Raw genomic sequence first — 15322 nt, 5'->3', positions numbered from 1 at the left:
CCATCGAGGGTATTGTTTCCATTGTCGCCGAAGGTAATGCTGGTCAGCGTGTTGTCGCCGGCGCCGGGCGGGGTCTCGCTGCCGCTACCGGGCTGAGTGGTCGACACGTCGGCGTAGATGATGCTTTCGACGTTGGCGATCTTCCTGATTCTCAGATCCCTGGAGAGGAGGATGACCGTGTCATTGCCTCCATTGAGCTCCTCCCGGACGATATCGTCGAGAGAATCAACGAAATAGATGTCGTCGCCTCCGTTGCCTGCCATTCGGTCGCTGCCGCCTCGTCCGTCCAGAACGTTGGCGCCGTCATTGCCGATCAAGATGTCGTCATACGCACTGCCAACGCCGTTCTCGATGTAATAGTCGGTTCTATCCGCGTTGTGCCCTGCGAAGATCGACACATTGTTGCTGTGGCCGTTGACGCTCGAGAAGTGTCCGGCACGCAAGTCGAGGATTGTCCCCGCTGTCGAGCCGGAGAAGTCGACCGTATCGGTCCCGCCAGTGTCATGGATCGCGAAGCCGATGTCATGGCGCATGCCCGAGGAGGTCAGTTGATAGGAGAGTTGCGTGCTGCCGAAGCCGTAGACGTTGTCGCCCGTGTTGAGATCGATCTGCTGGTAGGTGCGCACTCCATTGGCATCGACCGTCGAGAAAAAGCGGCGAATGACGGCTTCGATGTCAGCCATCAGCGGCGTCGAGGCGGACCAGCGGCTGGTCTCGCCGACATCGATCCCATCGAAATAGGACATGACACTGTATTGCTGGCGATCATAAGTCCAGGTCGCGTTGTTCAGATAGTTGATCTGCACGCCGCCTGGGCCGCTGTAATTGTAGAGCCCGGGATGATTGAGGCCGAATTCATGGCCGAACTCATGGATGAAGGAGTCGAAGACGTAACCGCCGACATCCGTTTTGTTGGGTTCCGTGTCATGGAAGCGCTGACCGATGCTGACATAGCGATTGCTCGAATAGGCGCTGCCTTCGTCCGGCTGTCCCAGCTCTGGACTAACGACTTCAATCCAGTCTGTGGCTCTGTTGAATGGCGCGTCGTCGACGATCTCGAATTTCAGGGGAGTGACAGAGGACCACGCTTGCAAGGCGCCGATGGCGGCAGCCTTGTAGTCAGGGTGATCATTGAGCTCGTAGACGTTGATCCTCAGCGTTCCTGCAGCGATCGCCGGCGTGAGACTGCGGTTCAATGCGCCTAGATAGCTAAGAAAGGACTCATAGTCCTCGCTCTTGCCATAGGGGTTGTCCGGTGTCTGATCGTTGACCCACCACTGATCGCTCGCTTGGCTGGGATTCGGCATCTTGGGGTTCCTCTCTCACGACTGTGCGCTGTTTCCGCGACACTGGTTTGAAGTTATCAATTCCCCCCAGGCAGGTTGGCGCCTGCCCGTCAGCGCTTTCACGCTTGGCAGATAATGTGTCCGGAATTTTTGTGTTGTCTACCCCCAAGGGGTTACACATTTTAGGCTAGCGAACGTCGGCAGACATTCATGGCATGTGACCGTCGAGATGGAACTCGGAAGCGAAAAATATCCGAACATGGAGTAAGCGACTGGACCAATTAACTTATGCTCTGCGCGAACCGGGGAGATCTTCGAAACTTGGCCGGACTGTTGCGCCGCAGGACCGCAGAAGCATGGATTTGGCGCGTTATGATCGACTGGTCAGATGTCAGCACCAACGCCCGCCGGAGTTGATGTTTGTAATCTGATGCACACCGACACCCGATCACACTTTCGATCTGCCGAGCGCCGAGCGATGTCGGCGGATCTGATTGGAAAACCCTGTTAATCCTTCGACGCGCTGCGATACACTGTTTCAATCGACAGAGCGGATCATCTGAGCCGCGGAACGTTTGGGCTCGAACGCCTGACGCGTGCCGCTCACCTGTCGAAACGAACATGCCTTCGAGGCCGGCACCCATCGTGCGCCGTCGTGTACCCGAAGCGCTTTGCCTGGCACGCGACATCGAACAATCACCGTCCCGCTCAATGTCCCTTACACCAGGTCGCGAGACGAACTCCGGATCATCCATATGTCGCCCATTGCAACGCGGAGCAGTCCCGTCACGCCTTGACAATAGGCTGGCCCTGATCCAGCTTCGAAGTTGTCAGACCAATTCCGAAGGGTATCGCCTTCGGGCAGTTCACCAGAACATGCGAGGTCGGAGCAGAATGGACTCGGAATGGGGAACTCAGGTGCGCCGCACCACATCTGCCCGCACGTCAGGCGCGATGCAGGCGATCGCCGAGTACATCGGCCATTCGGACCTGCAGCCCGGAGATTGTTTGCCTCCGGAGCGTGAGTTGATGGCTGAGCTCTCGGTCGGGCGTTCCACAATCCGAGAGGTTATCCGTCATTGGCAGGCTCTCGGAGTCGTCGAGAGCCGCAGGGGCAGTGGCACCTACCTCCTGCGTCGAATCTCACCCGAGACCATGCACCTTCCACTGGCGGTTGACAGCGGGCAGAACGGCCTTCTCCAGATGCTGGAGGTTCGCCGTGGCCTGGAAGTCGAGGCAAGCGCCCTCGCGGCGGTACGGTCTGGAGCTGCCGATCTCGAGCGGATCGAGTCTAAGCTGCTGATCATGGAGTCCGTTCACCGCGAGAAGGGCTGCGCTGGTCCCGAGGACCTGGCATTTCATCTCTCGATCTATGACGCCAGCGGCAATCCCATCTTCAACCAACTCCTGTCGCAGATGCGGGAAAGTGTGCAGATGCTGTTCGGCATGTCGCGCGTTCGTGTCGATTTCGCCGCCCGTTCCTTTCCGGTTCATCGCGAGCTGTTCGAGGCCATCGCGGCCAAGGATCCGGACGCAGCCCGCTCCAAGACGCTTTCAATCCTCGCCATCGTTGAGGAGGACATCAAGGACATGATCAGATGAACACCTCCGTGGATCCGTTGGCCCGCGCCATGGCCATCCTTGCCCATGATAGCGAGCACGCCTACGAGGCTGTCGTGCCGCCGATCGCGCAAACCTCTCTCTTCACCTTCAGCTCCTATGCCGAGATGGAAGAAACCTATCGCGGACAGAAGGTGCGCCCCACCTACACCCGTGGCCTCAATCCCACGGTTCGTCTGTTCGAGGAGAAAATGGCCGCTCTGGAATGTGGGGAGGATGCGATCGGATTCGCCAGCGGCATGGCGGCCATTGCGTCAGCCGTCCTGGCATTCGTCCAACCGGGCGACCGGATCGTATGCGTGGAGCATGTCTATCCCGACGCGTACCGGCTCTTCCAGACCTACCTCAAGCGGATGAACGTGACGGTCGACTATGTGGATGGTCGTGACCACGACGCGGTGCGACGCGCTCTGCCCGGGGCAAGGCTCTTCTACATGGAGAGCCCGACGAGTTGGCTCATGCATGTCCATGATGTGGCAACGCTTGCCAGGGTAGCCCGCGAGAACGGCGCGATCTCGATCATCGACAACAGCTGGGCGAGTCCCATCTTCCAGCAGCCGCTGACCCTCGGAGTCGACCTCGTGGTCCACTCCGCGTCGAAATACATCGGCGGCCACAGCGACGTGGTGGCAGGCGTCCTCGTGGGCTCGGGAGGGCTCATCGGAGAGATCCGATCCCGCATTTATCCCTACCTCGGCGGCAAGCTATCCCCGTTCGATGCATGGCTCCTGCTGCGTGGTCTTCGCACCTTGCCGATCCGCATGAGAGCGCATGAGGCAGCGGGTCTGCACGTGGCGCGTGAACTCGCGAAGCGATCGGACGTGGTGGCGGTCTATCATCCCGGCCTGAGCAATGGGCTGCTCGACGGACTGCAAGGCACATCCGGCCTGTTCTCTTTCGAGTTCGACGGCAGCGTCGACATCGCCCGGTTCGCGGACTCGCTCCGGTTTTTCAAGCTCGGCGTGAGCTGGGGCGGACATGAGAGCCTTGTGGTGCCTGCTCAGGTGGTCCGTGCCCAGGCGGCAGGGCCCAATTCGGCGATCGATTTCGGCGTCTCCGCTCGTGTCGTGCGGCTTCATGTGGGCCTTGAAGGCCAGGATGTCCTCGTGGCCGATCTCTCACAAGCCATCAGGGAGGCGAAGATGAGCTAACCAAACTGTCGTCAGGAGCGGTCGAACACGTTCGAGACAAGATCAAAACAGAGGGAAGACCATGATCCAACGCCTACTGCTCGCTACTGCGCTCGCCACGACCTTCGCCGGCAGCGCTCTTGCCCAAACCACCCTGAAGCTCACCGAAGTCATCACGAGTCCTGAGCGGACAGAAACGCTCAAGGGTATCGTGAAGGGCTTCGAGGAAGCGAATCCCGGCGTGAAGGTGGAAATCACGTCTCTGCCCTGGAGCCAAGCCTTCGAGAAATTCGCCACCATGGTGTCCGCCGGCGATACGCCTGATGTTGTCGAGATGCCGGATCGGTGGCTTTCACTCTACGCCAACAACAGCGCCCTGGAGAGCCTCGAGCCTTACCTGAAGGCTTGGCCCCATACGGGCGGTCTGAACGAGAGAGCCCTGGAGGTCGGTCGCAGCGTCAAGAATACCGCCTACACGATACCCTACGGCTTCTATTTGAGGGCCATGTTCTACAACAAGAAGCTCTTCGAGCAGGCCGGCGTGAAGGAGCCACCGAAGACCCTCGCGGAGTTCGAAGAGGTCTCCAAGAAGGTTTCGGCCATTCCGGGCAAGTACGGGTACTGCCTGCGGGGTGGCCCCGGCGGCCTGAACGGTTGGGTGATGTTCGGCGCCACGATGGCCGGCGACAACTCGTTCTTCAAGCAGGATGGAACCTCGACCTTCGCAGATGACGGATGGGTGCAGGGCCTCGCCTATCTCACTGATCTCTACAAGAAGGGTTACGCTCCGAAGGACAGCGTGAACTGGGGCTTCAACGAGATCGTCGCAGGGTTCTATTCCAGCACCTGCGCCATGCTCGACCAGGATCCTGATGCGCTGATCGCTATTGCCGAGCGCATGAAGCCGGAGGAATATGGAGTCGCGCCTTTCCCGAAGGGCCCGGCAGGCAAGGCCTTCCCGACACTGGGTTATGCCGGTTGGTCTATGTTCGCGAACAGCAAGAACAAGGAGCTGTCCTGGAAGCTGCTTGCTGCGCTCGCTGGCCCCGAAGGCAATATCGCCTGGAACAAAAAAACGGGTGCGCTGCCGATCTACAAGTCGGCCGAGAACGATCCGTTCTATTCCGGCCCACAGTTCAAGGGGTGGTTCGAGGAACTGGCAGACAAGAACGTCGTGCCGACCATCATGCCAACCTATCTGCAGGAATTCGCCTTTTTCGCCGACTCGCTTGCGGTGAAGACCAGCCAGCAGGCTCTTCTTGGCCAACTCGCTCCAAAGGACATGGCGGCACAGTGGGCCGATTACATGACGAAGGCGCAGAAAAAACACCTCGCCTCGAGCAAGTAATCCGGATCGGCGCGGCTTCTGAGCCGCGCCGTCCACCTGATTTGTCCCGCCAAGGAGCGCCGCATGTCAACGATGCCCTTATACGAGGAGGCTGCAGGCCGCCGGCGCGCGCCTCTGAGTCGGTTCGTGGCAGGCCTCGAGCCTTACCTGTATATCGCTCCCTCCGTCATCCTGATTGCGGTCATCATGCTCGTGCCGCTGATCATCGGTTTGTCCTACGCCTTCCGGGACATGCAGCTGATCAACCCTTTCAGCGGCGGCTTCGTCGGTCTTGAGCATTTCCAAACGCTTTGGACGGATGCGGCGTTCTGGCTGTCTATGAGGAACACGCTTGTTTGGACCTTGGCTTCGGTCGTTCTGCAATTTTCTTTCGGCCTCGTATTGGCACTCCTCCTCAACAATGCTTTTCCGGGGCGTGGCGTCATCCAGGCATTGGTCTTTCTGCCCTGGGCGGTGCCGACGTTCCTATCGGGCCTGAACTGGGCCTGGCTGTTCAATCCTGTCGTCGGCCCCCTGCCGCACTGGATGGCGGCCCTCGGAGTCCTGCCTGCTCCCGAGAACATTCTGTCGGATCCCCATCTCGCGATCTGGGGACCGATCGTCGCCAATGTCTGGTGGGGTATCCCGTTCTTCGCCATCACGTTGCTCGCGGCCTTGCAGTCGATCCCGCAAGACATTTATGAAGCGGCTGCCATCGATGGCGCCGGCGCCTGGCGGCGCTTCATCGACATCACCCTGCCGTTCCTGGCGCCCACAATCGCGATTACGGTCATGTTGCGGACCATCTGGATTGCGAACTTCGCCGATCTCATCATCGTGATGACCAATGGCGGACCCGCTGATCAGACGCAGATTGTTTCGAGCTACATCTTCACACAGGCATTCCGGCGCCTCGATTTCGGCTATGCATCCGCGATCGCGATGGTGCTGCTTGGGATTCTGCTGGCCTATTCCTTCGTCATCATCCTGATGCGGCAGTCCCTGCTGAGACGATGAGGGGAGCCCTATGACATCCTCCGCCCGCAGCACTCCGTACTGGATCCTTCACTATGGGCTGCTTGCCCTCTACGTCGCTTTTGCGCTGTTTCCCCTCTACTGGCTGCTCAAGGTATCTGTCACACCGAACGATCTCCTCTACAGCGAGGGTATTCGGCTCTGGCCATCCCGTTCCTCCCTGGCACATTACACTTTCGTGCTCGCGCATAGTGACTTTCCGCTGTTCTTCAAGAACAGCCTGATCGTCTCGGGCAGCACGGCCGTCGTGGTAACGCTGATCGCTGCTCTTTCGGGCTATGCCATGTCGCGCTTCGATTTCCGCGGCAAGATGTGGCTCGTCGGGCTGATGCTCATCACCCAGATGTTCCCGCTCGTGATGCTGGTGGCTCCGATCTTCAAGCTTTTCTCGCCGTTCGGGCTCACCAACAGCCTCACCGGTCTCGTCATCGTCTACACGGCCTTCAACGTGCCGTTTGCGACCTTCCTGATGCAGTCGTTCTTCGACGGGATCCCGAAGGATCTGGAGGAGGCTGCGATGATCGACGGTGCTTCGCGCTTCCGCGCCTTCCGACAGATCATCCTCCCGCTCACCCTGCCGGGCATTGCCGCAACCCTGGGCTTCGTTTTCACGGCAGCCTGGAGCGAACTGCTCTTCGCGCTCATGCTCGTGTCGAAGGCCGATGCGAGCACGTTTCCGGTCGGTCTGCTCAGCTTCGTATCGAAGTTCTCCGTCGATTTCGGGCAGATGATGGCGGCCGGCATCCTGGCCCTGATCCCCGCATGTCTCTTCTTCCTTCTCGTTCAACGCTATCTCGTCCGGGGTCTGACAGCGGGCGCGGTCAAAGGCTGAGGGTTACCATCATGGCTTCCATCGATATCCAGGGTGTCGGCAAGTCCTATGGGGCCGTGCCTGTCCTTCACGAGGTTGACCTGTCGATCCAGGATGGGGAGTTCGTTGTGCTGGTCGGGCCTTCGGGATGCGGCAAGTCCACGCTCCTGCGCATGATCGCAGGACTGGAGGGCATCACCCGCGGGGACATCCGCATTGCCGGGAAGGTTGTCAATGAACTGGCGCCGAAGGACCGGGACATCGCCATGGTGTTCCAGTCCTATGCCCTCTACCCGCACATGACGGTTCGCGACAATATGAGCTATAGCCTCAAGTTGCGAGGAACGCCTTCGGAGCGAATGGCCGAGGTCGTGAATGCGGCCGCCTCCAAGCTGGGGCTCGAGTCCTTCCTTGATCGAAAACCTCGTACCCTGTCGGGAGGACAGCGGCAGCGCGTCGCGATGGGGCGCTCCATCGTGCGCAAGCCGAAGGCGTTCCTGTTTGATGAGCCCTTGTCCAATCTCGATGCGCGTCTTCGCGAACAGATGCGCGTGGAGATCAAGAAGCTCCACCGGGAGCTCGGCACGACATCGATCTATGTGACCCACGATCAAGTGGAGGCCATGACGCTTGCGGACCGTATCGTTGCGATGAACGCAGGCGCCGTCCAGCAGGTCGGAACGCCGCTCGATCTTTACGAGCGCCCCGCGAACCTCTTCGTTGCCAGCTTCATCGGGTCGCCTGCCATCAACGTGCTCGACGGCACCCTGCATTGCGACGGCGAACGTCGGTTCATCACCCTTGGATCAGGCGAGAAGATGCCGGTCTCCGATCATCTACAGGGTCGACATGGCCAAGCCGTGAGGGTCGGGGTGCGCCCTGAGGACGTTCAGGTTTCGACAGGGGGGGACGGCGATCACATGGGCCAAATCGAGCTGGTGGAGCCGATGGGGCTGGGGACAATCCTCCATATCAGAACCGCCTGTTCCGCTCTGAAGGCATTCGTGCTGGAGCGGGCGCATTACCAGATCGGCACGGACGTTGCCTGTAGCCTGCCCGCGGCCAAGCTCCACATTTTCGATGCTCGAACAGGTCAACGGCTTCCGGATCAGGCCGTCTCTCCTTAGAAAGCGCGGATTTCTCTGCTTTGAGTGGCGGGACCTTGCCCAGTGTCTGGCACGCAGCCCCAAGGAGGAAAGTTCCAATGGCCATCAAACACCTTCGGATGCTCCTGCTCTCTACCGCCCTGCTGATCGGCTCCGCCCCGGCTTTCGCCCAGATCAGGATCGCCGTCGCCGGTCCGATGACCGGGAGCTCGGCCACTTTCGGCGACCAGATGAAGAACGGCGCCCAGGCAGCCGCCGATGCCGTCAATGCGTCCGGCGGCGTGCTCGGACAACAGCTGGAGATCGTCGCCATGGACGACGCCTGCGATCCCAAGCAGGCGGTCTCAGTCGCCAACAAGGTCGTCGGCGAGGGCATCAAGCTCGTCTTCGGGCACTTCTGCTCCGGCTCGACCCTCCCGGCCTCGGAAGTCTATGACGAGGCCGGCATCACCAGCATCACGGTATCCAGCAACCCCAAGGTTACCGAGCGGGGCATGAAGACGATCTTCCGGATCACCGGACGCGATGATCAGCAGGGACCGACCGCAGCCGATTACGTGATCAAGAATCTGTCCGGCAAGAAGATCGCCCTTGTGCACGACAAGAGCCCGTTCGGCACCGGCCTTGTCGGAGAGGTCAAGAAGAAGCTTGCCGAGGGGAAGCAGTCGGTCGTGGTGGAGGCCGGCATCAATCCTGGCGAGAAGGACTACACCGCGCTGATCACCCGCCTGAAGACGGCCGGCGTCGAGGTGCTGTTCTTCGGCGGCTATCATGCCGAGGCCGGTTTGATCCTGCGCCAGGCGGCCGACCAGGGCCTCAAGCTCCAACTTATCGGCGGCGATCCGATCTCGACCCAGGAACTCCTCTCGATTGCCGGACCGGCCGCCGAGGGCACGTTGTTCACCTTCGGCCCCGATCCGCGCAAGGACCCGGCCGCGACCGACGTGGTGAAGGAGATGCGGGCCAAGAACATCGAGCCGGAGGGCTATGTGCTTTATGCCTATGCGGCCGTCCAGGTCCTTGCCGACGCGCTCAAGAAGGCCGGCAAGGTCGATGGCCCGGCGGTGGCCAAGGCCATTGCGGCGAACACCGTCCCAACGGTGGCTGGGCCGATCGGCTTCGATGCCAAGGGCGACAACAAGCAACCGGGTTTCGTGGTCTATCAATGGAAGGGCGGCAAGGCGGACTATGCCCCGGGAACCTAATCCCGATCGGTCGGTCCCATCAGCGGCGCCCACAAAAAGGGCGCCGCATTCCTTTCCTCATGACAGTGGAGCCGACCGTGCTCCTTTCATAGAGGCCGCACAAAACCGGAGTCCCGAAGCCCTGCTACTCAGCCCCTGAGCTTATGCCATCTTTTAAGGAAACCGAACGATGCGTTCCTCGAAAATCATCCATGTGGTCAGTTGCCATGCCGAAGGCGAGGTGGGTGACGTGATCGTCGGTGGTGTCGCGCCTCCGCCCGGAGAGACCGTGTGGGAACAGTCGCGGTGGATCGCACAGGACAAGACGCTGCGGAATTTCGTTCTCAACGAGCCGCGCGGGGGCGTCTTCCGCCACGTAAATCTGCTCGTTCCCCCAAAGAACCCCAGGGCGCAAATGGGCTGGATCATCATGGAGCCGGAGGACACGCCTCCCATGTCAGGCTCGAACTCGATCTGCGTGTCGACCGTGCTGCTGGACAGCGGCATCATTCCAATGACCGAACCGGAAACCCGCATGGTCCTGGAGGCTCCCGCTGGGTTGGTGGAGGTCGTCGCGGAGTGCCGCAATGGCAAGGCTGAGCGGATCACAGTCACGAACGTGCCGAGCTTCGCCGCCAGGCTCGACGCGACGCTCGAAGTGCCGGGGCTGGGGACGATGACGGTCGATACCGCCTATGGCGGCGACAGTTTCGTCGTCGTCGAGGCCCAGACGCTCGGCTTCAGGCTCGTTGCGGATGAGGCCCGCGCGCTGGCCGAGATCGGCATCAGGATCACCAATGCGGCCAACGAGCAACTGGGCTTCTCCCATCCTGAGGACACAGGATGGAACCACATCTCCTTCTGCGCCTTCGCGGGGCCCCTTTACCGGGAGGAGGGACGGCTGATGTCGCGCTCGGCGGTCGCCATTCAGCCGGGCAAAGTCGATCGGTCGCCGACCGGCACGGCGGTGTCGGCCCGGATGGCAATCCTGAACGCCCGCGGCCTGCTCAAGGAAGGTGAGACGCTGACCGGCGTCTCGATCATCGATACCCAATTCATCGGCAGGATCGTGCGCGAGACGACGGTGGCAGGACAGAAGGCGATCATTCCGTCGATTTCCGGACGCGCATGGATCGCCGGAACCTCCCAGCTCATGCTCGACCCGTCCGACCCATTCCCTGGAGGGTACAAGCTGTCCGACACTTGGCCGATGCTCAGGTAGGGCGACCCTGGACAGCCAGACTTATGGTCCGAGCGTTCGGTATCGCGGCCCAGTCGTGGAGGGCTTCCTCTTGCTTTCTGGACGCTGTCACCCATAACGCTACAATCCGCCTTACCGAAAGCAGGATCATGGCCTCACCCCGCGATGGCTGTCCTCAGGCCCCGCTCCATCCCGGTGGCATGCTGCGCGATCAGGTGCTGCCCGGGCTCGGCCTTTCCGTGAGCCAAGCCGCCCGCGAACTTCGCATCGCTCGCCAGACGCTCCATCGGGTTCTCGCCGGCACGGCCGCGGTCAGCCCCGAGATGGCCACCCGCTTGGCCCGCCTGTCAGGAACCGCCCCGCGGCTCTGGCTCGATCTCCAGCAGCGCTATGACCTCTGGCATGCCGAACAGGCTCTTGCCGGGGTGTTGACCATGATCCCGTCCCACATCCTGCCTCCGGCCATTCAGGCCGAGATCGGACTTTTGCATGACCGCTCCATCCAAGCCCGTCCCCAAAGCGAAGATCGGGGTCGAGGGCCTCGATGACATTCTCGTCGGCGGCCTCGCTCCAGGCCATGTCTATCTCCTGGAGGGCAGCCCCGGCACCGGCAAGACCACCATTGCCCTCCAGTTCTTGCTGGAAGGTGCCAAGGTGGGCGAGACAGGCCTCTACATCACCATGTCTGAAACCGAGCGGGAGCTGCGCGAGGGTGCCGCCTCGCATGGCTGGTCCTTGGATGATGCCATCCATGTGTTCGAGCTTGTGCCACCTGAGAGCCTGCTCGACGAGGAGCACCAGCAGAGCCTGCTCTACTCCTCCGACCTGGAACTCGGCGAGACCACCAAGGCCGTGTTCGAGGCCATCGACCGGGCCCGTCCAGTCCGGATCGTGATCGACAGCCTGTCCGAGATCCGCCTCCTGGCGCAAAGCTCGCTGCGCTATCGCCGGCAGATCCTGGCGATGAAGCACTACTTCGCCCAGCAGGGCGCAACCGTCCTGATGCTCGATGATCTGACCACCGACACGAACGACAAGACCGTGCACAGTCTCGCCCATGGGGTCATCCGCTTGGAGGAGATGACCCCGACTTATGGGGCCGAACGCCGCCGCTTGAGGGTGATCAAATATCGCGGCCAGAGCTTCCGAGGCGGCTTTCACGACTTCACGATTGTTGAGGGTGGAGTCCAGGTGTTCCCGCGCTTGGTGTCAGGCGAGCACAAGACGGGCTTTGCCCGCACCGTGCTGACGAGCGGGATCAGGGAACTCGACGCTTTGCTCGGCGGTGGCATCGAGCGGGGCTCCAGCACTCTGATCATGGGTCCAGCCGGCAGCGGCAAGTCGCTTCTCGTGGTGCAGTTTGCAGTCTCTGCCGTTCAGCGGGGTGAGAAGGCGGCATTGTTCGTTTTTGACGAAGAGCTCGGTCTCCTGCTCGATCGTACCAGGCTGATGGGCATCGACCTGGAGGCGATGTGCGTGGCCGGCAACCTGTTCATCGAGCAGCTCGACGCCGCCGAACTCTCGCCGGGCGAGTTCACGCACCGGGTGCGGACCCAGGTGGCTGAGCATGGGGTCAAGACCATCGTGATCGACAGCCTCAACGGCTATCAGGCCGCCATGCCGGAGGAGCAGTTTCTGATCCTGCACATGCATGAGCTGCTGCAATACCTCAACCGGCAGGGCGCTTCGACCTTCCTGCTCGTAGCGCAGCACGGGCTTGTCGGCGACATGAAGGCACCGGTCGACGTCACCTATCTGGCCGATACGGTGATCCTGCTGCGCTACTTCGAGGCCTTCGGCCAGGTGCGGCGGGCTCTGTCTGTTATCAAGAAGCGATTCGGTTCGCATGAGAGCACTATCCGGGAGATCCGGGTCGACAGCAGCGGGATTGCCATCGGCGCACCGCTCAGGAGCTTCCAGGGTGTGCTGCGGGGCGTGCCGGTGATGGCAGAGGAGGATCGCGCCTCTCTGCTCGAAGACCGCTGAGCATGGACGCCGTGTCTCATCTCCACTCCATGCGGGCTCTCATCCTTGCCCCACATGGTCGGGATTCTGCTGTTGCCGCCGATCTTCTGCGCGCGGTGGGGATCGCCACCGAGGTCTGCCCCGACCTGCCGGGGCTGGTCCGAGAGCTCGAACGGGGAGCAGGCTTCGCGCTCATCACCGACGAGACGTTCCGCACGGCGGATTTGAGCGATCTGTCCCGCTGGTTGGCGGACCAGCCGCCCTGGTCCGACTTTGCCTTCGTGTTGCTGACCCAGCGCGGAGGAGGCGTCGAACGCAATCCTGCCCTCGCTCGCCTGACTGAGATTCTCGGCAATGTGACTTTCCTGGAGCGTCCCTTTCACGCGGGGACGCTGATCAGTGTGGCGCGGACGGCCCTGCGCGGCCGGGAGCGGCAATACGAGGCGAGGGCGCGCCTGGAGGAGATGCATACGGCGGAAAAGCGTCTCACGGCCGCGCTCGACCAAGCCAGGCGCGCCGCCGAGCACCAGACCTTGCTCATCGGCGAATTGAACCACCGCGTGAAGAACACCCTTGCGACCGTACAGTCCATCGTCATGCAGACCTTGCGCACGAACGTCACGTCCGCTGACGCAAAAGAGGCCATTCAGATGCGGCTGCTGGCCCTGTCACGGGCGCACGACGTGCTCACCCGCGAGAGCTGGGAGGGCGCCGACCTGATCGAGGTCGTCACGCGAGCGCTTGAGCCATACGAGACCGTGAACGGGAGCCGGCTTCACATTGCCGGGCCGCATGTGCGGCTCACGCCCCGCATGTCGTTGGCCCTGGCAATGGCCCTGCATGAGCTGGCGACCAACGCGGTCAAATATGGTGCCCTCTCGAACAAGGTCGGCATCGTGGAAGTCTCATGGACGGTGCAGAACCGGGTAGCGCCACCCCGGCTGAACCTGCACTGGACGGAACGTGGTGGGCCGCCCGTAAAGGCGCCGTCTCGCCGCGGCTTCGGATCCCGCCTCATTGAGCGCAGCCTGGCGCAGGATCTGGACGGTCAGGTGGAGATCGCTTTCGAGCCGACAGGGGTTGTGTGCACGGTCGATGCCCCAGTCGCGTAAGGCGTGGCTCCACGCCGATCAACCGTCTTCAGCGACATCGCATCTCGACAGCCGTGATCTCTCGAGAGGATCCCTGTAGCACTGAGGGGAAGAAGAGCGAACGTCCGAGTCTGCAAGGGGAATGGGCCCGGAGCCGGGCCGCCGTGCAAAGGCGTGGTCGGCGGCTCCCGGCTGGTGCCAACCCTCGAGCCCCATCTCATGAGCGACGTCATTCCGGAACTCGCCAGCCACCACAGACTGTCAAGAGCGGCCGGTGTCTTCGAATGGACCCGAATTTTATCGTGCCGGCCAAGTGTGAAAGCGGCCGCCTCAGCAGGGCTGCGGGCATGGTCTATTGCGGCATCCTAGAATTCTGCCTCTCGTAAGACATCCGCCAGATCAGCGTTGCTTCCGAGGCTTATTGGATCCCTCGCCTGCTAGCCTTGGGCTGAAAAATGACGAACTTGATCACCGTGGGCTGTGCCGATTTGAGCCTGCGGGCAGCGACACCCGCACACATGCGTTCCCATCAAGGAGGCGGATTTCAGCGGCACCTTCAGGTGCCGCTCGGTGCTGCATAGGCCGATACGTCCCGAGCCAAGATGCGGCCGGCTCCTTTGGCGCCGACGATACGTCCGCCTTCGGCGACGATTTGGCCTCGCAGCAGCGTCATCACCGGCCATCCTGTGACCTCGAATCCCTCCCAGGGTGTATAGTCGGCACCATGGTGGAGGATCTCCTGGCGGATGACCTCGCGTCGGTTCGGATCCCAGAGCACGATATCGGCGTCGAACCCGACGCCGATGGAACCCTTGCGTGGATAGAGGCCGTAGATCTTCGCGTGGTTCATGGCGGTCAGTTCCACGAAGCGGTTGAGGGAGATCCGCCCCTTGGAAACTCCCTCCGAGAACAGAATGGGCAGCCGTGTCTCGACACCAGGGATGCCATTCGGCACCCACCGGAAGGAGCTCCTGCCGTTCGGGTGGAGCTTTCCGGACGGACTGTCGTAGCGGAATGGGCAGTGATCTGACGAAAAAGTCTGGAACACGCCGCTGCGCAATCCCTCCCAAATGGCCGCCTGGCTCTCCTCATCCCGCGGCGGAGGCGAGCAGACGTATTTCGCACCACTCATGTCCATGTCCGGACCTTGCAGGTCCTCGGCGGTGAGCGTGATGTATTGCGGGCAGGTCTCGGCATAGATTTTGAGGCCGCGGGACTGTGCCCAGCGGATCTGCTCCATCGCTTCGCGACCGGACACATGCACGATCATGATCGGCACATCGACGAGCTCCGCATGGCTGATCGCCCGATGCGTGGCCTCCCGCTCCACAATTTCCGGGCGCGAAACAGCATGGTAATAGGGAGCAGTACGACCCTCGCGCTCAAGACGCTCGGTCATGTAGCGGATCGCGTCATACCCCTCCGCGTGCACCATCACAAGGGCGCGCTCCCGACGCGCCACCTCGAACACGTCGAGAAGCTCGCGGTCCTTCAGCACGAGATCATCGTAGGTCATGAAAACCTTGAACGACGTGTAGCCGTCCTTGAGCAGCGCGGGAAGCTCCT

General features: G+C 61.5%; 13 protein-coding genes. 11 read left to right on the top strand and 2 right to left on the bottom strand.

What is annotated here, in order from left to right; all coding sequences use genetic code 11:
• Positions 1 to 1307, bottom strand: a 1307-nt coding sequence (locus tag NF876_RS42230) for a M10 family metallopeptidase C-terminal domain-containing protein (protein ID WP_262273635.1), incomplete at its 3' end; no start/stop codon positions are given.
• A gap of 933 nt (positions 1308 to 2240) precedes the next feature.
• On the opposite strand from NF876_RS42230, the gene NF876_RS42225 reads away from it, so the two are divergent.
• The 11 genes from NF876_RS42225 to NF876_RS42175 all read left to right on the top strand — a co-directional run bounded on the left by NF876_RS42225 (position 2241) and on the right by NF876_RS42175 (position 13777).
• Complete coding sequence (locus NF876_RS42225) at positions 2241 to 2888, top strand: FadR/GntR family transcriptional regulator (RefSeq protein WP_173949461.1); 648 nt, start codon at positions 2241 to 2243, stop codon at positions 2886 to 2888.
• On the top strand, positions 2885 to 4057 hold the full coding sequence (locus NF876_RS42220) for a PLP-dependent transferase (RefSeq protein ID WP_210812661.1): 1173 nt from the start codon (positions 2885 to 2887) through the stop codon (positions 4055 to 4057). The genes NF876_RS42225 and NF876_RS42220 overlap by 4 nt, the downstream gene beginning before the upstream one ends.
• Before the next feature lie 64 nt (positions 4058 to 4121).
• Positions 4122 to 5384: an ABC transporter substrate-binding protein gene (locus tag NF876_RS42215; RefSeq protein ID WP_210812719.1), complete on the top strand. Its 1263-nt coding sequence runs from the start codon at positions 4122 to 4124 to the stop codon at positions 5382 to 5384.
• A 63-nt stretch (positions 5385 to 5447) separates the two neighbouring features.
• Positions 5448 to 6380, top strand: a complete 933-nt coding sequence (locus NF876_RS42210) for a carbohydrate ABC transporter permease (protein WP_173949342.1) — start codon at positions 5448 to 5450, stop codon at positions 6378 to 6380.
• A 10-nt stretch (positions 6381 to 6390) separates the two neighbouring features.
• Entirely contained in the window at positions 6391 to 7230 is an 840-nt protein-coding gene (locus NF876_RS42205) for a carbohydrate ABC transporter permease (protein ID WP_173949341.1), read from the top strand.
• An 11-nt stretch (positions 7231 to 7241) separates the two neighbouring features.
• Positions 7242 to 8336 carry an ABC transporter ATP-binding protein gene (locus NF876_RS42200; RefSeq protein ID WP_173949340.1) on the top strand — a complete coding sequence of 365 codons (1095 nt, stop codon included), beginning with the start codon at positions 7242 to 7244 and terminating at the stop codon, positions 8334 to 8336.
• A 77-nt stretch (positions 8337 to 8413) separates the two neighbouring features.
• Positions 8414 to 9520: a branched-chain amino acid ABC transporter substrate-binding protein gene (locus NF876_RS42195; protein ID WP_173949339.1), complete on the top strand. Its 1107-nt coding sequence runs from the start codon at positions 8414 to 8416 to the stop codon at positions 9518 to 9520.
• Positions 9521 to 9689: 169 nt separating this feature from the next.
• Positions 9690 to 10721, top strand: coding sequence for a trans-3-hydroxy-L-proline dehydratase (locus NF876_RS42190; RefSeq protein WP_210812660.1), 1032 nt, complete (start codon positions 9690 to 9692; stop codon positions 10719 to 10721).
• 128 nt (positions 10722 to 10849) lie between these two features.
• Positions 10850 to 11248, top strand: a complete 399-nt coding sequence (locus tag NF876_RS42185) for a HigA family addiction module antitoxin (RefSeq protein WP_210812659.1) — start codon at positions 10850 to 10852, stop codon at positions 11246 to 11248.
• Positions 11190 to 12686 (top strand): ATPase domain-containing protein, encoded by a 1497-nt coding sequence (locus NF876_RS42180; RefSeq protein WP_210812658.1) that lies wholly within the window; start codon positions 11190 to 11192, stop codon positions 12684 to 12686. The genes NF876_RS42185 and NF876_RS42180 overlap by 59 nt, the downstream gene beginning before the upstream one ends.
• Positions 12687 to 12688: 2 nt before the next feature.
• Positions 12689 to 13777, top strand: a complete 1089-nt coding sequence (locus tag NF876_RS42175; protein ID WP_210812657.1) for a sensor histidine kinase — start codon at positions 12689 to 12691, stop codon at positions 13775 to 13777.
• Positions 13778 to 14312: 535 nt separating this feature from the next.
• On the opposite strand, the gene NF876_RS42170 is transcribed toward NF876_RS42175, so the two are convergent.
• Positions 14313 to 15322: amidohydrolase family protein (locus NF876_RS42170; RefSeq protein WP_262273634.1), on the bottom strand; the 1010-nt coding region annotated here is incomplete at its 5' end.

The sequence above is a fragment of the Microvirga yunnanensis genome, assembly GCF_025460875.1.
This window is presented reverse-complemented; position numbering and strand designations above follow the sequence as displayed.

Coding starts and splice junctions, on each gene's coding strand:
- NF876_RS42225 (WP_173949461.1), top strand. CDS start 2,241: ATGCAGGCGATCGCCGAGTACATCGGCCATTCGGACCTGCAGCCCGGA.
- NF876_RS42220 (WP_210812661.1), top strand. CDS start 2,885: ATGAACACCTCCGTGGATCCGTTGGCCCGCGCCATGGCCATCCTTGCC.
- NF876_RS42210 (WP_173949342.1), top strand. CDS start 5,448: ATGTCAACGATGCCCTTATACGAGGAGGCTGCAGGCCGCCGGCGCGCG.
- NF876_RS42205 (WP_173949341.1), top strand. CDS start 6,391: ATGACATCCTCCGCCCGCAGCACTCCGTACTGGATCCTTCACTATGGG.
- NF876_RS42200 (WP_173949340.1), top strand. CDS start 7,242: ATGGCTTCCATCGATATCCAGGGTGTCGGCAAGTCCTATGGGGCCGTG.
- NF876_RS42195 (WP_173949339.1), top strand. CDS start 8,414: ATGGCCATCAAACACCTTCGGATGCTCCTGCTCTCTACCGCCCTGCTG.
- NF876_RS42190 (WP_210812660.1), top strand. CDS start 9,690: ATGCGTTCCTCGAAAATCATCCATGTGGTCAGTTGCCATGCCGAAGGC.
- NF876_RS42185 (WP_210812659.1), top strand. CDS start 10,850: ATGGCCTCACCCCGCGATGGCTGTCCTCAGGCCCCGCTCCATCCCGGT.
- NF876_RS42180 (WP_210812658.1), top strand. CDS start 11,190: ATGACCGCTCCATCCAAGCCCGTCCCCAAAGCGAAGATCGGGGTCGAG.
- NF876_RS42175 (WP_210812657.1), top strand. CDS start 12,689: ATGGACGCCGTGTCTCATCTCCACTCCATGCGGGCTCTCATCCTTGCC.